This window comes from Actibacterium pelagium (genome assembly GCF_002285415.1).
In the GTDB taxonomy this organism is placed as follows: domain Bacteria; phylum Pseudomonadota; class Alphaproteobacteria; order Rhodobacterales; family Rhodobacteraceae; genus Actibacterium_B; species Actibacterium_B pelagium.
This window is the reverse complement of the sequence record NZ_NSBU01000007.1, coordinates 313,991-328,980: the sequence shown is the minus strand read 5'-3', so window position 1 is coordinate 328,980 and position 14,990 is coordinate 313,991. Positions and strand designations below refer to the sequence as shown.

Annotated in this window: 16 protein-coding genes and 2 tRNA genes; 15 read left to right on the top strand and 3 right to left on the bottom strand. The window is 57.7% G+C overall.

The features are described from left to right. Window positions 1–86 precede the first annotated feature (86 nt). The 11 genes from CLM58_RS10525 (at window position 87) to CLM58_RS10475 (ending at window position 9,924) form a co-directional block, all read left to right on the top strand. Window positions 87–626 carry a pyridoxamine 5'-phosphate oxidase family protein gene (locus CLM58_RS10525; protein ID WP_095595887.1) on the top strand — a complete coding sequence of 180 codons (540 nt, stop codon included), beginning with the start codon at window positions 87–89 and terminating at the stop codon, window positions 624–626. Further along, on the top strand, window positions 623–1,312 hold the full coding sequence (locus tag CLM58_RS10520) for a DNA alkylation repair protein (RefSeq protein WP_095595886.1): 690 nt from the start codon (window positions 623–625) through the stop codon (window positions 1,310–1,312). Before CLM58_RS10525 ends, CLM58_RS10520 begins: the two co-directional genes overlap by 4 nt. A gap of 53 nt (window positions 1,313–1,365) precedes the next feature. Beyond that, window positions 1,366–2,373 carry a GTP 3',8-cyclase MoaA gene (gene moaA, locus CLM58_RS10515; RefSeq protein ID WP_095595885.1) on the top strand — a complete coding sequence of 336 codons (1,008 nt, stop codon included), beginning with the start codon at window positions 1,366–1,368 and terminating at the stop codon, window positions 2,371–2,373. A 292-nt stretch (window positions 2,374–2,665) separates the two neighbouring features. Beyond that, on the top strand, window positions 2,666–2,983 hold the full coding sequence (locus CLM58_RS10510) for a hypothetical protein (protein WP_229666120.1): 318 nt from the start codon (window positions 2,666–2,668) through the stop codon (window positions 2,981–2,983). A gap of 101 nt (window positions 2,984–3,084) precedes the next feature. Continuing rightward, on the top strand, window positions 3,085–3,660 hold the full coding sequence (locus tag CLM58_RS10505; RefSeq protein ID WP_095595884.1) for a hypothetical protein: 576 nt from the start codon (window positions 3,085–3,087) through the stop codon (window positions 3,658–3,660). 261 nt (window positions 3,661–3,921) lie between these two features. Next, window positions 3,922–5,925, top strand: coding sequence for an AAA family ATPase (locus tag CLM58_RS10500; protein ID WP_095595883.1), 2,004 nt, complete (start codon window positions 3,922–3,924; stop codon window positions 5,923–5,925). 107 nt (window positions 5,926–6,032) lie between these two features. Beyond that, a complete protein-coding gene (locus tag CLM58_RS10495) occupies window positions 6,033–7,043 on the top strand; it encodes a glycosyl transferase family 90 (protein ID WP_095595882.1) in 1,011 nt (336 codons plus the stop codon). Next, a complete protein-coding gene (locus CLM58_RS10490; protein WP_095595881.1) occupies window positions 7,028–7,987 on the top strand; it encodes an NAD-dependent epimerase/dehydratase family protein in 960 nt (319 codons plus the stop codon). The genes CLM58_RS10495 and CLM58_RS10490 overlap by 16 nt, the downstream gene beginning before the upstream one ends. Window positions 7,988–8,128: 141 nt before the next feature. Further along, window positions 8,129–8,203 (top strand) — tRNA-Gly (locus tag CLM58_RS10485). A gap of 158 nt (window positions 8,204–8,361) precedes the next feature. Beyond that, a complete protein-coding gene (locus CLM58_RS10480; protein WP_233133079.1) occupies window positions 8,362–9,762 on the top strand; it encodes a DUF3179 domain-containing (seleno)protein in 1,401 nt (466 codons plus the stop codon). Window positions 9,763–9,849: 87 nt separating this feature from the next. Beyond that, a tRNA-Gly gene (locus CLM58_RS10475) sits at window positions 9,850–9,924 on the top strand. A gap of 21 nt (window positions 9,925–9,945) precedes the next feature. Here CLM58_RS10475 and CLM58_RS10470 read toward each other — a convergent pair. Next, complete coding sequence (locus CLM58_RS10470) at window positions 9,946–10,767, bottom strand: hypothetical protein (RefSeq protein WP_095595879.1); 822 nt, start codon at window positions 10,765–10,767, stop codon at window positions 9,946–9,948. 163 nt (window positions 10,768–10,930) lie between these two features. On the opposite strand from CLM58_RS10470, the gene CLM58_RS10465 reads away from it, so the two are divergent. The 4 genes from CLM58_RS10465 to hisH all read left to right on the top strand — a co-directional run bounded on the left by CLM58_RS10465 (window position 10,931) and on the right by hisH (window position 13,852). After that, window positions 10,931–11,338: an acyl-CoA thioesterase gene (locus tag CLM58_RS10465; protein ID WP_095595878.1), complete on the top strand. Its 408-nt coding sequence runs from the start codon at window positions 10,931–10,933 to the stop codon at window positions 11,336–11,338. A gap of 10 nt (window positions 11,339–11,348) precedes the next feature. Then, complete coding sequence (locus tag CLM58_RS10460; RefSeq protein WP_095595877.1) at window positions 11,349–12,386, top strand: serine hydrolase domain-containing protein; 1,038 nt, start codon at window positions 11,349–11,351, stop codon at window positions 12,384–12,386. Window positions 12,387–12,479: 93 nt separating this feature from the next. After that, complete coding sequence (gene hisB, locus CLM58_RS10455; RefSeq protein WP_095597061.1) at window positions 12,480–13,067, top strand: imidazoleglycerol-phosphate dehydratase HisB; 588 nt, start codon at window positions 12,480–12,482, stop codon at window positions 13,065–13,067. Window positions 13,068–13,213: 146 nt separating this feature from the next. Further along, entirely contained in the window at window positions 13,214–13,852 is a 639-nt protein-coding gene (hisH, locus tag CLM58_RS10450) for an imidazole glycerol phosphate synthase subunit HisH (RefSeq protein ID WP_095595876.1), read from the top strand. 21 nt (window positions 13,853–13,873) lie between these two features. Here hisH and CLM58_RS10445 read toward each other — a convergent pair whose 3' ends face one another. After that, the gene (locus CLM58_RS10445; RefSeq protein WP_095595875.1) at window positions 13,874–14,248 is read right to left on the bottom strand and encodes a hypothetical protein; all 375 of its coding nucleotides are present in this window, start codon (window positions 14,246–14,248) and stop codon (window positions 13,874–13,876) included. 239 nt (window positions 14,249–14,487) lie between these two features. Further along, window positions 14,488–14,862: a DUF2147 domain-containing protein gene (locus CLM58_RS10440; protein ID WP_095595874.1), complete on the bottom strand. Its 375-nt coding sequence runs from the start codon at window positions 14,860–14,862 to the stop codon at window positions 14,488–14,490. Window positions 14,863–14,990: the final 128 nt, after the last annotated feature.

Here is a 14,990-nt window from a genome sequence, read left to right as displayed (position 1 = left end):
ATCGGCTATATGACCTGCATATGACTTACATATGAGTTGCATATGACCTTGGGGCGCGGGTCTTTCGGGCCGTAGCGGAGAGCATTATGGCCAAGCAGTTTGATCAGATCGAAGACGATCACCTCAGCTTCATTGAAGAACAGGCGATCTTTTTCACCGGCACGGCCGGCCCAGAGGGGCGCGTGAATGTCTCTCCGAAAGGGATGGACAGCTTGCGGGTTTTGGGGCCGAACCGGATTGTGTGGCTGAACTGGACGGGCTCTGGCAATGAGACCGCCGCGCATCTGATGCAGGCGAACCGGATCACGCTGATGTGGTGCAGCTTTGGCAAGCGGCCCCTGATCCTGCGGACCTATGGCACGGCGCGCACGGTGCACGAGGGCGACGCGGACTGGGATGACCTGCTTGGCCTTTTTGATCCCGCCCCCGGCGCGCGTCAGATCTATGATGTGACCGTGGACCTAGTGCAGACCTCTTGCGGCTATGCCGTTCCTTACATGGAGGCCCCGCGCGAACGCGACACGCTGAAGAAATGGGCCGATCGCCAAGGACGTGACGCCGTGCGAGACTATTGGACAGAACGCAACACACGCACCATCGACGGTGCCCCCACGGATTTCAAATGACACTGGATGATGCTCTCGCCGCGCTGGAAGCGCTTGTTGAACCCGGACGGGCCGGAGGTATGGCCGCCTATCACAAGGTGGACCGCCCCTATCTTGGCATTCCGAACCCGGCCATAAATGACCTGACCAAAGGTTGGCGAAACGAGCTGACCATCGACGAACAGGTAGAATTGGCCCGCGCCCTTTGGGGCACCAATATCTTCGAAGCGCGGCTGGCTGCGGCCAAGCTGTTGACCAAGGCGCGCTATCGTCCGGATCAGGAGGTTTGGGACCTGATTGCGTCGTGGGTACCGGATTTCGACAGTTGGGCCATTGTGGATCACGCCTGTATGGCTGGGCAAAAGCGTCTGGTCATGGACCCGTCCCGCGTGGATGAGGTCGAGGAATGGACCAAGTCCGAGCACATGTGGACGCGGCGTGCCGCGCTGGTGATCACCCTGCCCTGGGCGAAGAAAAACTTTCCCAAACCGCAGGATTTGGAAATCCGAGAGCGGGTTTTGGACTGGGCGGCATCTTATGTCGAGGACCGGCAGTGGTTCATCCAGAAAGCCATCGCCTGGTGGGTCCGCGACCTGTCAAAACACGATGCCGAACGCGCGCAGGCATTTCTGGACGCATTTGGTGACCGGATGAAGCCTTTTGCCCGGAAAGAGGCCGCGCGTCACCTTCCGACCAAAGCCTTGTAGACCCGATCAAAATCATCCTTGTCGTGCGTCGATTCCCGCCCTAGTTTTCTGGCATGACACCTAAGCTGATCGATCCATTCGCCCGCGCCATCACTTACCTGCGGGTTTCGGTAACGGACCGCTGCGACTTCCGCTGCGTCTATTGCATGGCGGAAAACATGACGTTCCTGCCGAAGAAAGAGCTTTTAACGCTCGAGGAACTGGACCGGATGTGTTCGACCTTTGTCGATCTGGGGGTCGAAAAACTGCGTATCACCGGGGGTGAGCCTTTGGTGCGCAAGGGAATCATGACCTTCTTTCAATCGATGACCCGACATCTGGATTCGGGCGCGTTGAAAGAGTTGACGCTGACCACCAACGGGTCGCAGCTAGAGCGTTTCGCCAAGGATCTGTACGCTGCGGGCGTGCGCCGGGTGAATGTCTCGCTGGATACGCTGGACGAAGAGAAATTCGCGCGGGTGACCCGATGGGGCCGCCTGCCGCAGGTTATGCGCGGGATCGATGCTGCGCAGGCTGCGGGGATGCGAGTGAAGATCAACGTCGTCGCCCTGAAGGGCTTCAACGAGGAAGAGCTGTTCCAACTGGTTGAGTGGTGCAACAGCCGTGACATGGACCTGACCTTTATCGAGGTCATGCCGATGGGCGATCTGGGCAACGAAGACCGTGTGGGCCAGTATTGGTCACTGAAAGACCTGCGCGGACAGTTGTCCGAACAGTATTCGCTGATTGATCTGGCCGAACGCAGCGGCGGACCCGCCCGCTATGTTCAATTGCAGGAAACGGGGCAGAAGATCGGGTTTATCACCCCGCTGTCGCATAACTTCTGTGAAAGCTGTAACCGCGTGCGGATGACATGCACCGGAGAACTGTACATGTGTCTGGGTCAGGAAGACATGGCCGACCTGCGCCCAGCCCTGCGCGACCATCCAGACGACAACCAACCGCTGGTCGAGGCGATCCACAAGGCGATCGGTCTGAAACCCAAGGGCCACGATTTTGACTATTCCCGCCAGCGCGCGGACGGTCAGGTCAGTCGTCACATGAGCCACACTGGCGGCTGACAACCGAAACTCTCGACAGAGAGCCGAATTTTCTCGGTTGACCACACGCCGAACCAAACCGGCATTCAGCGGACAAACCTCTCTAAATCTTAGGGACCAACGTTCATAAAATTACCCCGATCGCAATTCAGCAACCGGGGTAGAACGTAATGAAACTCTCCAGAGCCTGCCACTCACGGACTCTCAGGAAGTAATAATAAACTCTTTGAACGCCGCATCATTGTCAATATGACAATATTAGAATATTGAAAAATTGCTGCGACATTTTTGAACCCTTGGGATGGAGACGAAATTGACAAAGAAATCAAAAGGAACGCTCTCAGCCCTCTTTGAGCTGCGAAGCATGCTGCGCGAGATGGAGCAAGAGGTCGGGCTGGATAGCCTCACACACATCGAAAAGGATGTGTTCCTTGCGGCGCACGCCCTGTCAGGGGCGAAGGGTAATGTTGTTTCCTCTGACGCAATCCGAAACCACCACCTGACGGCTGGGATTGCCCAAGCGTCTTACCACCGGGCGCTGCGTTCCTTGGTTTCCATGGGCCTGCTGAAGAAAGCGGAAGGCTATAAGGCCAAGCTTTACTTGGTGCGTCAGGATCTTACAGGTAGCTAATCGCCATTGCCGGATAGTGTGATCAATACGCGGGACAATCTTCAGAGCACCAACAGATTTGACCTTGGCCACTTTTCACATTTAACGAGTGAGCGCTTTTCATGATCTATTTCATCATCATCGCCGCCTACGTTTTTTGTCATGGATTGATAGCTTTGGTCGTGACGCCTGTTCAAAGCATTATTCTGCCTGATATCACAGTTTTCGCGAGCCTGATCTATTTGCCTCACGGTGTCAGGGTACTTGCCACTTGGGCAATTGGCTGGAAAGCAGTGCCCGCTTTAGTAGTTGGCGCGATCTTATCTGTCTGGATATTCAGCCCGTCCGAAGATGTGAATTTTCTGGAACCAGCCCTGCTAGAAGGCATCCTAGTTGGATCCGCTTCCGCTTTTGTTGCGTTCGAGATAGCGCGGCTTGTTGGCTTCAATGTCTATTTCGGGGGCGCGAGAAAGCTCAAGTGGAAGGGATTGATCGCGGTAGGCGCCCTGTCTTCCGTTGTTAACTCTGTTGGTCAAACTCTAGTTTATTCGGGGATTATCGATCTGGATAAGGTCATCGGAGTTTGGGCAGTTTATGCGATCGGCGACCTGATCGGTCTGATTGTGTGTATGGTCGCTTTGATGTTCATTTTCCGTTGGAGCCGGGTTCGGAGCACCCTTAAAGCTGGCAGCGATTGAGCGTGAAAATCGACGCATTGCTGATAACTGCTACAAAGAGAACGCAGTGGGCGGCAAAGATGCAATCCGCCAGAAAGTCATCGCACAAAAACCGCGCCTTCAAACCAAACGGGCGCAAAGTCTGACCTGCCGCGCTGCATAATGCCGCAGGACCTATGGCGCGCCCCATTTTTACCTTATCTTAAATCTCAAACTTAGGGAGAGGTCGGCTGCCAGCCCCACGGTGACAGCAGGGCCTGTGAAGAAGTAGAAGCTAAAGACATGGACAGCCGAAAGCCGCGGACCGACCGACAGCATCTGCCCACGCAGCCAAAACCCGGCGCTGCCGCCCCTGTTCTGAAAGGGCATGGCGCAGTGGGCAGCGGGACATATGACCCGCCCGTCTGGATCGAGGAATGCGGCTCGGCGCTAGCCTATGCCGAGCATTTGGTAATCTGGGGCAACACCCGCGATCTGTATCCGGTTGAAACCGAGGCGGGCCTTGGATTCGCAGAGCTGACCGATACGCTTTGGCACATCCTTCAACGCCATCAGACCAAGGCACTGTTCCAATATGACAGTCTGCGCCAAGAGGTTCGGCTTGCGCGTTTCAAAGGATCCCAAGACGAACACGAACAGTTGCAAAGGGCCATTCCGGCAACGGCAAAATCTTTGGAAGACCTTGCGGCTGCCCAACGCGCGATCACTGGATTTGCAGAGTTTCGCGTGGCGCTGATGATCGACCATGCATCGCAGTTGCATGGCACAGCCGAGAAGCCGCTAAGCGATTTTTTCGTGGCAATTGACCGGCCCACCCATGGGCACGACCAGACCGCTCCCGACAACCCAACACTGTGGATTTGCGACCATCCCGCCACCCTGCCCGATTGGTTTGTGGTGGGGAATGCCTCTATCCGCGAAATTCACGTCGAACCCCCGAACCTGGAAGACCGCTTCTTATTCGCCGAAACCCTTTTCCCCGAAGCCTCGAAGGCCACCGGGGCCGAGCCCGAGCAGCAGAAGTACCTTCAGCAATTCGCGCTAGAGTGCGAAGGCAGCACCCTGCAGGCGATGGGGGCGATGTCGGCCATTGCTAGGGTCGAGAACCTTGGCGCGGAAAAGCTGCAACAGGCCATTCGCATCTATCGAACCGGCCAGCGGCGCGATCCTTGGGCCTCTTCCCTGCTGAAAGAGCGCGTGTCCAATGCCCGCAGCCTGATCGAAGCCCGCATCAAGGGGCAACCGAATGCGGTGGAAAAGACCGTCGACGTGCTGACGCGGTCGGTCATGGGGATGTCGGCGCTGCAATCATCCTCTCGGTCTTCGCGGCCTCGGGGGACGCTGTTCTTTGTCGGCCCAACCGGCGTTGGTAAAACCGAAATGGCCAAGGCCGTGACCGAGTTGCTGTTTGCCGACGACACCGCCCTTCATCGGTTTGATATGTCCGAATTCATGGACGAACGCGCGATTGCGCGCCTGATTGGCGCACCGGCCGGGCAAAACGGCCACGAACGTGGCGGAGAACTGACCAACGCGTTGCAGTCGAAACCCTTCTCGGTGTTCCTGTTTGATGAGATCGAAAAAGCGCATCCAAGAGTGCTGGACCTATTCCTTCAAATTCTGGACGAAGGCCGGTTGACCGATACCCGTGGGGTGACCGGGTATTTCTCTGAAGCCCTGCTGATCTTCACCTCAAACATCGGTCTTTCCACTGGCTCTCGGGTCGAAAACGCCGGGATGAACGTGCTGCCCTCGGACAGCCATGAGGTGCTGGAGCAAAAATTCACCCGCGCAGTGCAGGACCACTTTCGGATTGACCTGAAGCGGCCCGAACTGATCAACCGGATCGGTCAGAATGTCGTCGCCTTCGGGTTCCTGTCCCCTAATACGATCCGCTTGATCTTCGAAGGGTCGGTGAAGCGGGTGCTTAAGGCAATCGAACAGGAACACGGTATTACAGTCACGCTTTCGCCCCTGGCAAAGAACAAACTGCGCGAGGCCTGCACCCATGACCCGATGGAAGGTGGCCGCGGAATTGCAAACCGGGTGGAGAGCCATCTGGTCAACCCGCTGGCGCGCAAGCTGTTCGACCTGGAAGACACGAAAGACGTCGAGATCGTCGATATCATTCAGGAACAAAACCGCATCTGGCTGATCATGGAGGGTGAAGACCCCGAAGCGGTGATGGCCGCAGCGCAGCCCACCCCGACGAGTGTGCAACCCCACCGGATTCGCGCAGAAGGCTTAGGGTTCGGCAAAAAACCTCGCAAGCTGCGCCGGCCGTAACATCGGGCTACTCGGCTTAAGTTCGTTTGGCGAAAACGCTTTCGCTGCCGCGGCCGCCTTTCTATGATCCGCTCAACACGACACGCTGCCGCTGGCGGAGAGGTTGAATGATCAAAACAATTCCGCCGGGCATTTGGCGCATCCGTCTGGAACGGCGCATCCGAAAGCGTATCCGAAAATATGGTCTAAAAGACATTGATCCTGCTTTCCGTTCTGTCCGGTTTGAAATCACTGACGATCCGATCACACCTTGGGATTTGCAGATCGAGCGGCGTGAGGGTGCAATCGTCATTTCTTGGCGCGCTGAAGCTTTGGAGGGTGGAAAAGCATTCGAAGCGGCGTCGAACAGATCAAGCCCCTACATGTACTATTTCGCCAAGGCCGGGCCCAAGGCTGTGCGCATTGTCTGCGACATCTCGGATGGGAATTTGCCTAGCTGCGCGGATATCGGCTTTTCAAGCTTTCTACCGGACAGAGGTTTGGTTCCGGACCTATATTTCTTCCAATCTGGCGGCTATGCCGAGCAGCGACGGCAGGTGGCTGAACACTCTGTCCCTTGGTCGGAACGTGACGACCAGATCGTATGGCGCGGCGGGTTGAACAATACCGGATTTGCGTTCGGGCGCCCCGATATGACTGAGAACGGCATCATCGCCCAGCGCCTTCGTCTGGCCTATGCCTGCCGCGGAACCGATATCGACGTGAAGTTCGTCGCGGGATTTGATGCGACCCCGATTTTACAGGCAGAGGGCCTGATGGGCGACAGGGTTGCGGCTGAAACTTGGCTGGACCGCAAATACGCGCTGGATATCGATGGTCATTCGAATGCATGGGACAACCTGTATCACCGCTTGCTGTTCGGCTGCTGCGTGCTGAAAGTCGAAAGCCAGCCCGGATTCCGCCAATGGTATTACGACAAGCTGAAACCCTATGAACACTATGTGCCGATCAAGGCCGATCTGAGCGACTTACACCAGCAGGTCGACTGGGCCCGCTCGCACCCCGCCGAGGCTGAAGCGATTGCGCATCAGGGAAGTGAACTGGCCCACTCAATGACATTTGAAAGCGAGATGGCCTATGCGGCGGAAGAGGTTAGGAAACGATGCCGGAACAGGTAACCCACTTCAAAGACGGTGAAATTGTTGTCGCCGGCGGCGCAGGGTTTGTCGGCGCGCATCTCGTGCGGTCTTTGCTAAAAGACGGCGCAAGGGTGACAGTGATTGACAACTTCCACACCGGGACACGGGCCAGCCTGTCCGCACAGAACCGGCTTCAGGTGATTGATCACGATGTGGCGACCCCGCTGGATCTGCCCGGACCCGTCAGCCATGTGTTCAATCTGGCCTGCCCCGCCTCTCCGGCCCATTATCAAGCCGACCCGATTTCGACGTGGCGCACCTCTGTTTACGGTGCAGACCACCTTGCCCAGTTCGCAACTGACAAGGGCGCAAGGCTGGTGCAGGCCTCGACGTCAGAAGTCTATGGCGACCCGCTGGAGACACCGCAAAGAGAAAGCTATCGCGGCAATACATCCACGATCGGACCAAGGGCCTGTTATGACGAAGGCAAACGGGCGGCTGAAAGCCTGTTGATGGACTTTCATCGCGTGCATGGGACGCAAGTTCGTATCGCGCGGATTTTCAACACCTACGGACCGGGTATGGCAAAGAATGACGGACGGGTGGTTTCGAACTTTGTCGTTCAGGCCCTGACGGGCGCGCCCCTGACCCTGTTTGGCGACGGCTCTCAGACCCGCAGCTTTTGCTATGTGTCCGATATGGTCGCGGGGTTGAAAGCACTGGCAAGCGCCGACAATATCGACGGTGAAGTCATCAACCTTGGCAACCCCAACGAGATTACCGTTGCCGAACTGGCGGCCCTATTGGGTACGCTGTTGGAAGACGGGGTAGAGATTTGCCATGAACCACTGCCTCTGGATGACCCGCGCCGCCGAAGACCGGATATCGGCAAGGCACAGCGCTTGTTGAATTGGTCGCCCAAGGTGTCCCTGCAAGAGGGGCTTTTACACACGATTGACGATTTCCGGGCGCGGTTGGGTTGAATCGGGTCGCGTCAGAAGGCAGAGCCAATTTTCGCCCATTTTGGTCAAAGAATTTGGTGCGAGACTGAAAAACGTGGAAGACGCGCATTTTCCTCTTGCAGCCCTCTGGCGGAGTTAGTAAATCCCCGCTTACTCAAGGACGCGGGCGTAGCTCAGGGGTAGAGCGTCACCTTGCCAAGGTGAATGTCGTGAGTTCGAATCTCATCGCCCGCTCCAATTTCTTTCCTTTAAAAATTGGACAATCGCCGTCTTGAACGGGCCTGTCTTTCTGTTCGGGCATGTTTGCTCACCCGTGTCTGAAGCAAACGTGATTGGCTGGTTATCGCATCAAACCCGCATAAAGCAGGATACGGGCCGCCAACCAAGGTGGTCTGGTGATCCCTGCGAAAGGTGATGCGATGACTTGGTTCACTGGCTCTTTTTCCCGCGCAGCAGCTTTGGCGCAGGCTGGACTGACAGTTTTTGTTCAGGCGAGCAGTGCACAACAAACCTCAGCGCTTCCCGCCTATGTGACCGAGCAGTTCGGGTCGCCACCCCCGGTGCCGTCGGGCGCACTATCGCCCACGGTCAAAACGGCCGTGAAAATGGCCTTTGTCGACAGCATCAGCCAAGGATGGGGACGCGACCAATCGCTGGCGCTGGCAGAGGTGGCCGAGTCTGGCGACCCGCGTCTGGCGTGGATCATCAGTGACCTGATGCGTTTCGCCACCCATCCGCAGCTAAACGCCGAACTGGGCGGGGCTGCATCGGCCCTTCTGGGCATCACGGACAAGGGCACGATGCATTGGGGGATCGTCACTGACCACCTGATTGCGTGGGACATCCCTGCCCCGCCTGACTACCTAGAGGTCAAACGCACTATCTTCACCAACATCATTCCGGGATGGGAGAGGATCTTCGTCGAGGGGGACATCGACTGGCGTCTGGTGTCTTGGGGCGGTGTGATGGTCGACGATCGACCTTATGGCACCACGGATGATCCCTGCAATTGCATCCCTGCGGCGGACAACCCCGAAGTCAGCTCTGCCAAGGACGCCACATGGCTGAAGGACAGCGATATCGTCTTCGGGATCGAGGTAAACGGCGAATACCGCGCCTACCCGCGTCGGATCATGGAGGTCCGCGAGATGGTCAATGACACGCTTGGCGGGCGCGATCTGGGCATCCCCTATTGCACGCTATGCGGCGCGGCTCAGGCATATTTCACGGACAATCTGCCCGATGGGGTGGAGCGGCCCGTATTGCGGACCTCGGGTCTGCTGAGCAGGTCGAACAAGGTGATGTATGACATCACGTCGTGGTCGGTGTTCGACACATTCCTCGGCAAGGCCGTCACGGGGCCGCTTGCAAAGAAGGGTATCGAGCTGGATCAGGCCACCGTCATCACAACCGACTGGGGCACTTGGAAAACGGAACATCCAGAAACGACCGTGCTGATCGAGGACCTTGCCTTGGGGCGCGACTTTGATTTCCGCAACAACCGGGATGCTGATGGACCCATCTTCCCGATTGGCGACGTTGACCCGCGCCTGCCGGTTCAGGAGGACATCATCGGAGTGATCGCAGCCTCAGGCACCCCGGTCGCCTTCCCCCGTGGAAAGGCGCTGATCGCCCTGCAAAACGGGCAAGAGATCGCTTTTGAAAACGTCCGCCTTAAGTTGGACGCGGGGGGCATTCGGGCTGTGGATGTTGATGGGTCAGACCTTGGCAGCCATCAGGCCTTTTGGTTTGCGTGGTCGCAATTCCACCCCGGCACCGCCCTTTGGGAGGGGTGATCCCCCGCAGAAGAATTTTTACAAAATCTGGGGATTAGCCCTTGCGGTGCCCCCGACCAGTCGCTAAATCACGCCCTACCCAAGGACGCGGGCGTAGCTCAGGGGTAGAGCGTCACCTTGCCAAGGTGAATGTCGTGAGTTCGAATCTCATCGCCCGCTCCAATTTCTTCCAGACAGAATTGGTCAACCGCCCTTGGGGGTCGCATAGAGCCATTGCATTTGGCCAGCGCGAAACTCATTCAACAATACTGCTCCGATCACCGGGCTAAACTGAGAAACCTCGGCAAAGTCCTCTACCTGTCGGGATTGCTGAGACGCAATTTGCAGATCGTGGCTGTCTTTCAGAGTCTCGACTAGCATTTCGGACAAACCGGGGTGGAACAGGTCATGCAGTTCTATCAGAAAACTTGACCGGTCCCGAACCGACGCTGGCATATCGACGACCCCGGCTTCACAACCTTCGCAATCAACAACGAAAAACGGGCGGCGAGCGATTCCAGCGATGCTGGTAAGCGGGTCAGAAAACGCGAATTCGGTCAGGACATGAACCGAAACAGAATTTGTCGCGGCGCATTCCTGAAGACTTCCTCTGGAAGGTATATCAATGTCGAAGGTGTAGACTTCGGATGAGGCAAGCCTGCGTTTCAATCCCACCGCATAAAACCCCTCGGAGGCGCCGATGTTGATCACAAGGTCCGGGTCTTGCCGAATTTCGGCTTCGAGGAAGTCAAAGACTTCTTGCTCGTAGGACCCGATCAGCTTGGCGAACAGGTCCAAATCACTCCACGATCCTTTGGGGGGCAATTGCAGTCCGGCAAAGGGGCCGCGCTGAACCTGATAGTCCAATTGCCGCGCGAGTTTTGGGATGATCATGGTCTTGAACTCGACCAAAGCCGTTTCGAATTCGCCTGTCTTCTCTGAAGACCCTAATCGATGAACTCCAAAGCCCATCGGGCGTAACATTTTGTTCAGAAGCGTTTTTCGGCCCAAGGTCTGATCCCCCATTGGTTGTGTAATTTGTCTATGCCTTCGCGATATGAAGGACAACAACTACGGGCATCTCGACCCCTAGACAGCGCCCTGCCCTGCAAAACTCCTTTCCTTCCGGACTGGCCTGACCTTAACTTGCCCTTGGTCATACTGATCGTTTTGAAAGCAGGGGAAGACAATGTCCGAACAACCGCCCGCAGGGGTCGAACCCGTAATCCGCACGATCGCCATGCCCGCCGACACCAACCCGTCAGGCGATATCTTTGGCGGTTGGCTGATGGCGCAGATGGACCTTGCCGCCGGAAACGTCGCCGCACGGGTGGCGCGGGGGCGCTCTGCGACGATTGCGGTCGATGAGATCAAGTTCCACAAGCCGGTGAAGGTTGGGGATGAGGTCACGCTTTATGGCAAACTGCTAGAGGTCGGGCGCAGCTCGATGAAGATCGAGGTGATCGCGTGGCGCAGGCAGAGATTTGGCGAGTTCAGCGAACGTGTGACCTCGGCCAACTTCACCTTTGTCGCGCTGGACGCCGATGGGCGCCCGCGCCCCGTCGCCCCCGATTTGCCCCTAAAGCCCGAAGGGTAATTGAGTCGAGATGTCAAAGGCTCGCCACACACGCTTGGTCCTTGCCGCCGCGATTTTGATCGCAGCCGGGGGCCTGTCGCTGTGGTACATGCGCTTCGAGAAAACGACCGATACTGTCACTGAACTACTGGAAACATACGACATTCCCGGTGCCGTTTTGGCAGTGGGCCAGCCCGGTGCGCCGATAGAGGTTCAGGCGTTCGGGCATAGGGATTGGGCGCGGACGGAGCCGATGCTGGCAGACGACCGGCTGCGCCTTGCCTCGCTCTCTAAGCCTGTGACTGCAGCCGCGATCCATGTTTTGATCCAGCGGGGTGAGCTGACCCATGAAACGTCAGCGATGACAATAGCCCGCCCTGACGGGGATATTGCCGATCCACGGGCCGAGGCGGTGACAATTGGTCAGTTGCTGCGCCATCGGGCGGGATTTGACCGCGATGCCTCGGGCCACCCGTTTCTGGAGCCCCGCCCGCAGGACAGCGGCCCGCTGACGAATTGCGCGCCGATCCTTGCTGACGCGCTGGAACAGGGTTTGGATTTCGCGCCCGGGACCGTATACGCCTATTCCAACGTCGGATATTGCTGGTTGGAACAGGTCATCGAAGGCGTAACCGGGCAGGACTATGAGACCGCGGTAAAGTCACTTCTGCCAGAGCTACAGGGCTTCAGCCTTGAGCCATCCACGATCACGGCACACCCGAACCTAAGATCAGAAGAACCTGTTTATCCCAACCTAGACCCACGGATCATCGGGGCTGCGGGGGGATGGATTTCTGATGCGGCCTCTTACGCAGCCTTCTTGCGGGATGCGCCAGCCGGACGCGCCGCGGATTGTCCCGCGACCGAACCTTCATGCTATGGGGATGGTTGGCGTCATTGGCCGGACGGGGAGATCAGCCACTACGGAACCATGCCCGGGGCCTTCAGCGTGGCCCTGCGGTTTTCTGATGGCGCGGTGGTCGTCGGGCTGTTCAACGCGCGTCCGATGGACGATCTGGCCTTGTTTGACGACTTCAAACGCTTGGCCACTGCTCAGATCGGGCAATAGCCTTTCTGCAACGTTACTCAAGGATCCGCGCCGAAGCTCTTGGCGTTAGGGAGAATTCTTCCTATACCGCCCGCACGAGTGAAGGAGCAGACCATGCGCACAGCAACCGTCAGCCGCGCAACCGCGGAGACCGATATCACCGTCGAGATCAATCTTGATGGTCAGGGTGTTTACGACAACCAGACCGGTGTGGGGTTCTTTGACCACATGCTGGACCAGCTGGCGCGCCACTCGCTGATCGACATGACGATCCGAGCCAAGGGCGATTACCACATCGATGATCACCACACGGTCGAGGACACAGGCATTGCCCTGGGTCAGGCGCTGGTCAAAGCGCTTGGCGACAAGAAGGGTATCCGCCGCTATGGCGCGTGCCACCTGCCGATGGATGACGCACAGGTGCGGGCTGCGCTGGACCTGTCTGCCCGTCCCTACCTGATCTGGAATGTCGAACTGCCGACCCCGAAGATCGGCACGTTTGATACCGAACTGGTGCGCGAATTCTTTCAGGCGCTTGCGACCCACGGTGGGATCACGCTGCACGTGGACCAGTTGCACGGGTTCAACAGCCACCACATCGCCGAAGCCGCATTCAAGGCCGTGGCCCGCGCGCTGCGCGAGGCGGTTGAAACCGATCCGCGCAAGGCTGATGCGATCCCGTCCACCAAGGGCGCGCTTTAAGCTGCTTGCGTCGCCACTGGGCGGCGCAACCACTTCTCTGCACTTCGCAGGTTCGGCATACGCCTCAGCGACGCGACAACCATAGGATCGGGGTTGACCCCGCCGACAATTCGCGCGACCTGAAGCACAGCAAAGGAGACTGCGCCATGGTTACAGCCATCGTCGATTACGAATCCGGCAACCTGCACTCGGCCGAGAAGGCCTTTCAACGCATGGCGCGGGAAACCGGCGCGGGCGAGGTCATCGTGACCTCGGACCCTGACGCGGTACGCCGCGCGGATCGTGTTGTGCTGCCGGGAGACGGCGCCTTCCCCGCTTGCCGGAAAGAGCTGTTTGACCACCGCGGGCTGTTCGAGGCCATCGAGGACGCTGTCATAACCGGCGGTAAACCTTTCATGGGCATTTGCATCGGCATGCAGATGCTGGCCACGCGCGGGCTGGAATATGAAGAAACCCCCGGCTTTGATTGGATCGGCGGTCAGGTCGAAAAGATCGCGCCCTCTGATGCATCGCTAAAGGTGCCGCACATGGGCTGGAACGATCTGGTGATCGACAATCCGCATGCTGTGCTGGAAGGGATCGAAACGGGCGACCACGCCTATTTCGTGCACAGCTACCACTTCAAAGTGGCCGACCCTGCGCATCTGATCGCCCACTGCGACTATGCCGGAAAGATCACGGCCATCGTTGGTCGCGACAATATCGTTGGCACTCAGTTCCACCCGGAAAAGAGCCAAGACAACGGCCTGCGCATCATTGGAAATTTCCTGAACTGGGCTCCCTGATCTATTTGGGGCGCCAGAAGGCTATTTGCCTTCGGCCGAGCAGGTAAACCCGGGCGTAAGCGTGACGGTGCTGTGATCCAGCAACGCCCAGGATGAGGCCTCTATCAGGACACCCTCTGGCAGCATTTGAAATATCATCACGCTGCGGCCACGCTCCGCATGTTCCACCCATCTGTGACAGACGCTGGTGTCATCTGGCTGCGTGGTGCAGTTAAGCGCCCAAGTACGCGCGATCCCGTGATCTTCCCATGTGTACGCCCCTTTGTCGCCGTCGACCGAATAGGTCGTCCGGCCCAAAGTACTGTCATAAATGCAGACCGTCGCGGCAGAGACGGCTTGGTGACAGACCAATGTCAGCAAAGTGGCTAAGGCCAATGTCTTTGATTGCAGCGCCATGCCCCATTCTGAGCGATACAGGGTGTTTCGGGCAAGTCTGCAGGGTTTCTGGCCCCTCGCGACAATGCGCTAGGCCCCTACGCGCACCTTCAACGGTGTTTCGCCATAGTGCCGCCGGAAACGGTGTTGAGGATTTTGCGGAACGTGGCGTGGCCACGATCATGACCCCTAAAAAGTAAGACGGCGCGCGGTGAATACGCCGGCGCCGTCTAATTCCAAAGACGGGCGCTCTGCCCGTCTTACTTTACGCGGGTCCAGGTCTGCTTTTTGCAGATCGGACCAACGCAACCCGACACTTTCAGAACGTCCCCGTTCAGCGCCATTTTCGAACGATACTTCTTACCGGTCGAAGGCTGCCAGATGGTGCCGCCCTTGTAGTTGCTGCCGTTGGCATTCATGCCCCAGACAAGCGGCTTGCCGATATTGTCGCTTTTCCATTCGCCATCAGAGTTGAAAGTCCGGCTGATGACGCCACAGATTTCTTCGCCACAGTTGCCAATGGTGATGTGGGCGTAGTTGCCGTCGTCCACTTGGGTCTTCCAAACACCGTGAACCGGGTCGGCAAATGCGGGCCCAGCGGCCAGAATTGCTGCGATGATTGCTAGTTTCTTCATAGATTCCTCCCTAGTCGCGAAAACTCTGCCTTACGTTTCGGTCAACTGGCAACTGTGACGTTGGGTCGGAACGTCCCGTTGCATTCTGCGCCCATAGGTGCAAAACACCGCCCAAGACCAGTTTGGAG

What these genes read in the sequence shown, in the direction of transcription:
- CLM58_RS10490 (WP_095595881.1), top strand. Translation starts at nt 7,028, where the DNA reads ATGCCGGAACAGGTAACCCACTTCAAAGACGGTGAAATTGTTGTCGCC.
- CLM58_RS10495 (WP_095595882.1), top strand. Translation starts at nt 6,033, where the DNA reads ATGATCAAAACAATTCCGCCGGGCATTTGGCGCATCCGTCTGGAACGG.
- CLM58_RS10445 (WP_095595875.1), bottom strand. Translation starts at nt 14,248, where the DNA reads ATGGCGCTGCAATCAAAGACATTGGCCTTAGCCACTTTGCTGACATTG.
- hisB (WP_095597061.1), top strand. Translation starts at nt 12,480, where the DNA reads ATGCGCACAGCAACCGTCAGCCGCGCAACCGCGGAGACCGATATCACC.
- CLM58_RS10500 (WP_095595883.1), top strand. Translation starts at nt 3,922, where the DNA reads ATGGACAGCCGAAAGCCGCGGACCGACCGACAGCATCTGCCCACGCAG.
- CLM58_RS10440 (WP_095595874.1), bottom strand. Translation starts at nt 14,862, where the DNA reads ATGAAGAAACTAGCAATCATCGCAGCAATTCTGGCCGCTGGGCCCGCA.
- CLM58_RS10525 (WP_095595887.1), top strand. Translation starts at nt 87, where the DNA reads ATGGCCAAGCAGTTTGATCAGATCGAAGACGATCACCTCAGCTTCATT.
- hisH (WP_095595876.1), top strand. Translation starts at nt 13,214, where the DNA reads ATGGTTACAGCCATCGTCGATTACGAATCCGGCAACCTGCACTCGGCC.
- moaA (WP_095595885.1), top strand. Translation starts at nt 1,366, where the DNA reads ATGACACCTAAGCTGATCGATCCATTCGCCCGCGCCATCACTTACCTG.
- CLM58_RS10470 (WP_095595879.1), bottom strand. Translation starts at nt 10,767, where the DNA reads ATGGGGGATCAGACCTTGGGCCGAAAAACGCTTCTGAACAAAATGTTA.
- CLM58_RS10520 (WP_095595886.1), top strand. Translation starts at nt 623, where the DNA reads ATGACACTGGATGATGCTCTCGCCGCGCTGGAAGCGCTTGTTGAACCC.
- CLM58_RS10505 (WP_095595884.1), top strand. Translation starts at nt 3,085, where the DNA reads ATGATCTATTTCATCATCATCGCCGCCTACGTTTTTTGTCATGGATTG.
- CLM58_RS10465 (WP_095595878.1), top strand. Translation starts at nt 10,931, where the DNA reads ATGTCCGAACAACCGCCCGCAGGGGTCGAACCCGTAATCCGCACGATC.
- CLM58_RS10460 (WP_095595877.1), top strand. Translation starts at nt 11,349, where the DNA reads ATGTCAAAGGCTCGCCACACACGCTTGGTCCTTGCCGCCGCGATTTTG.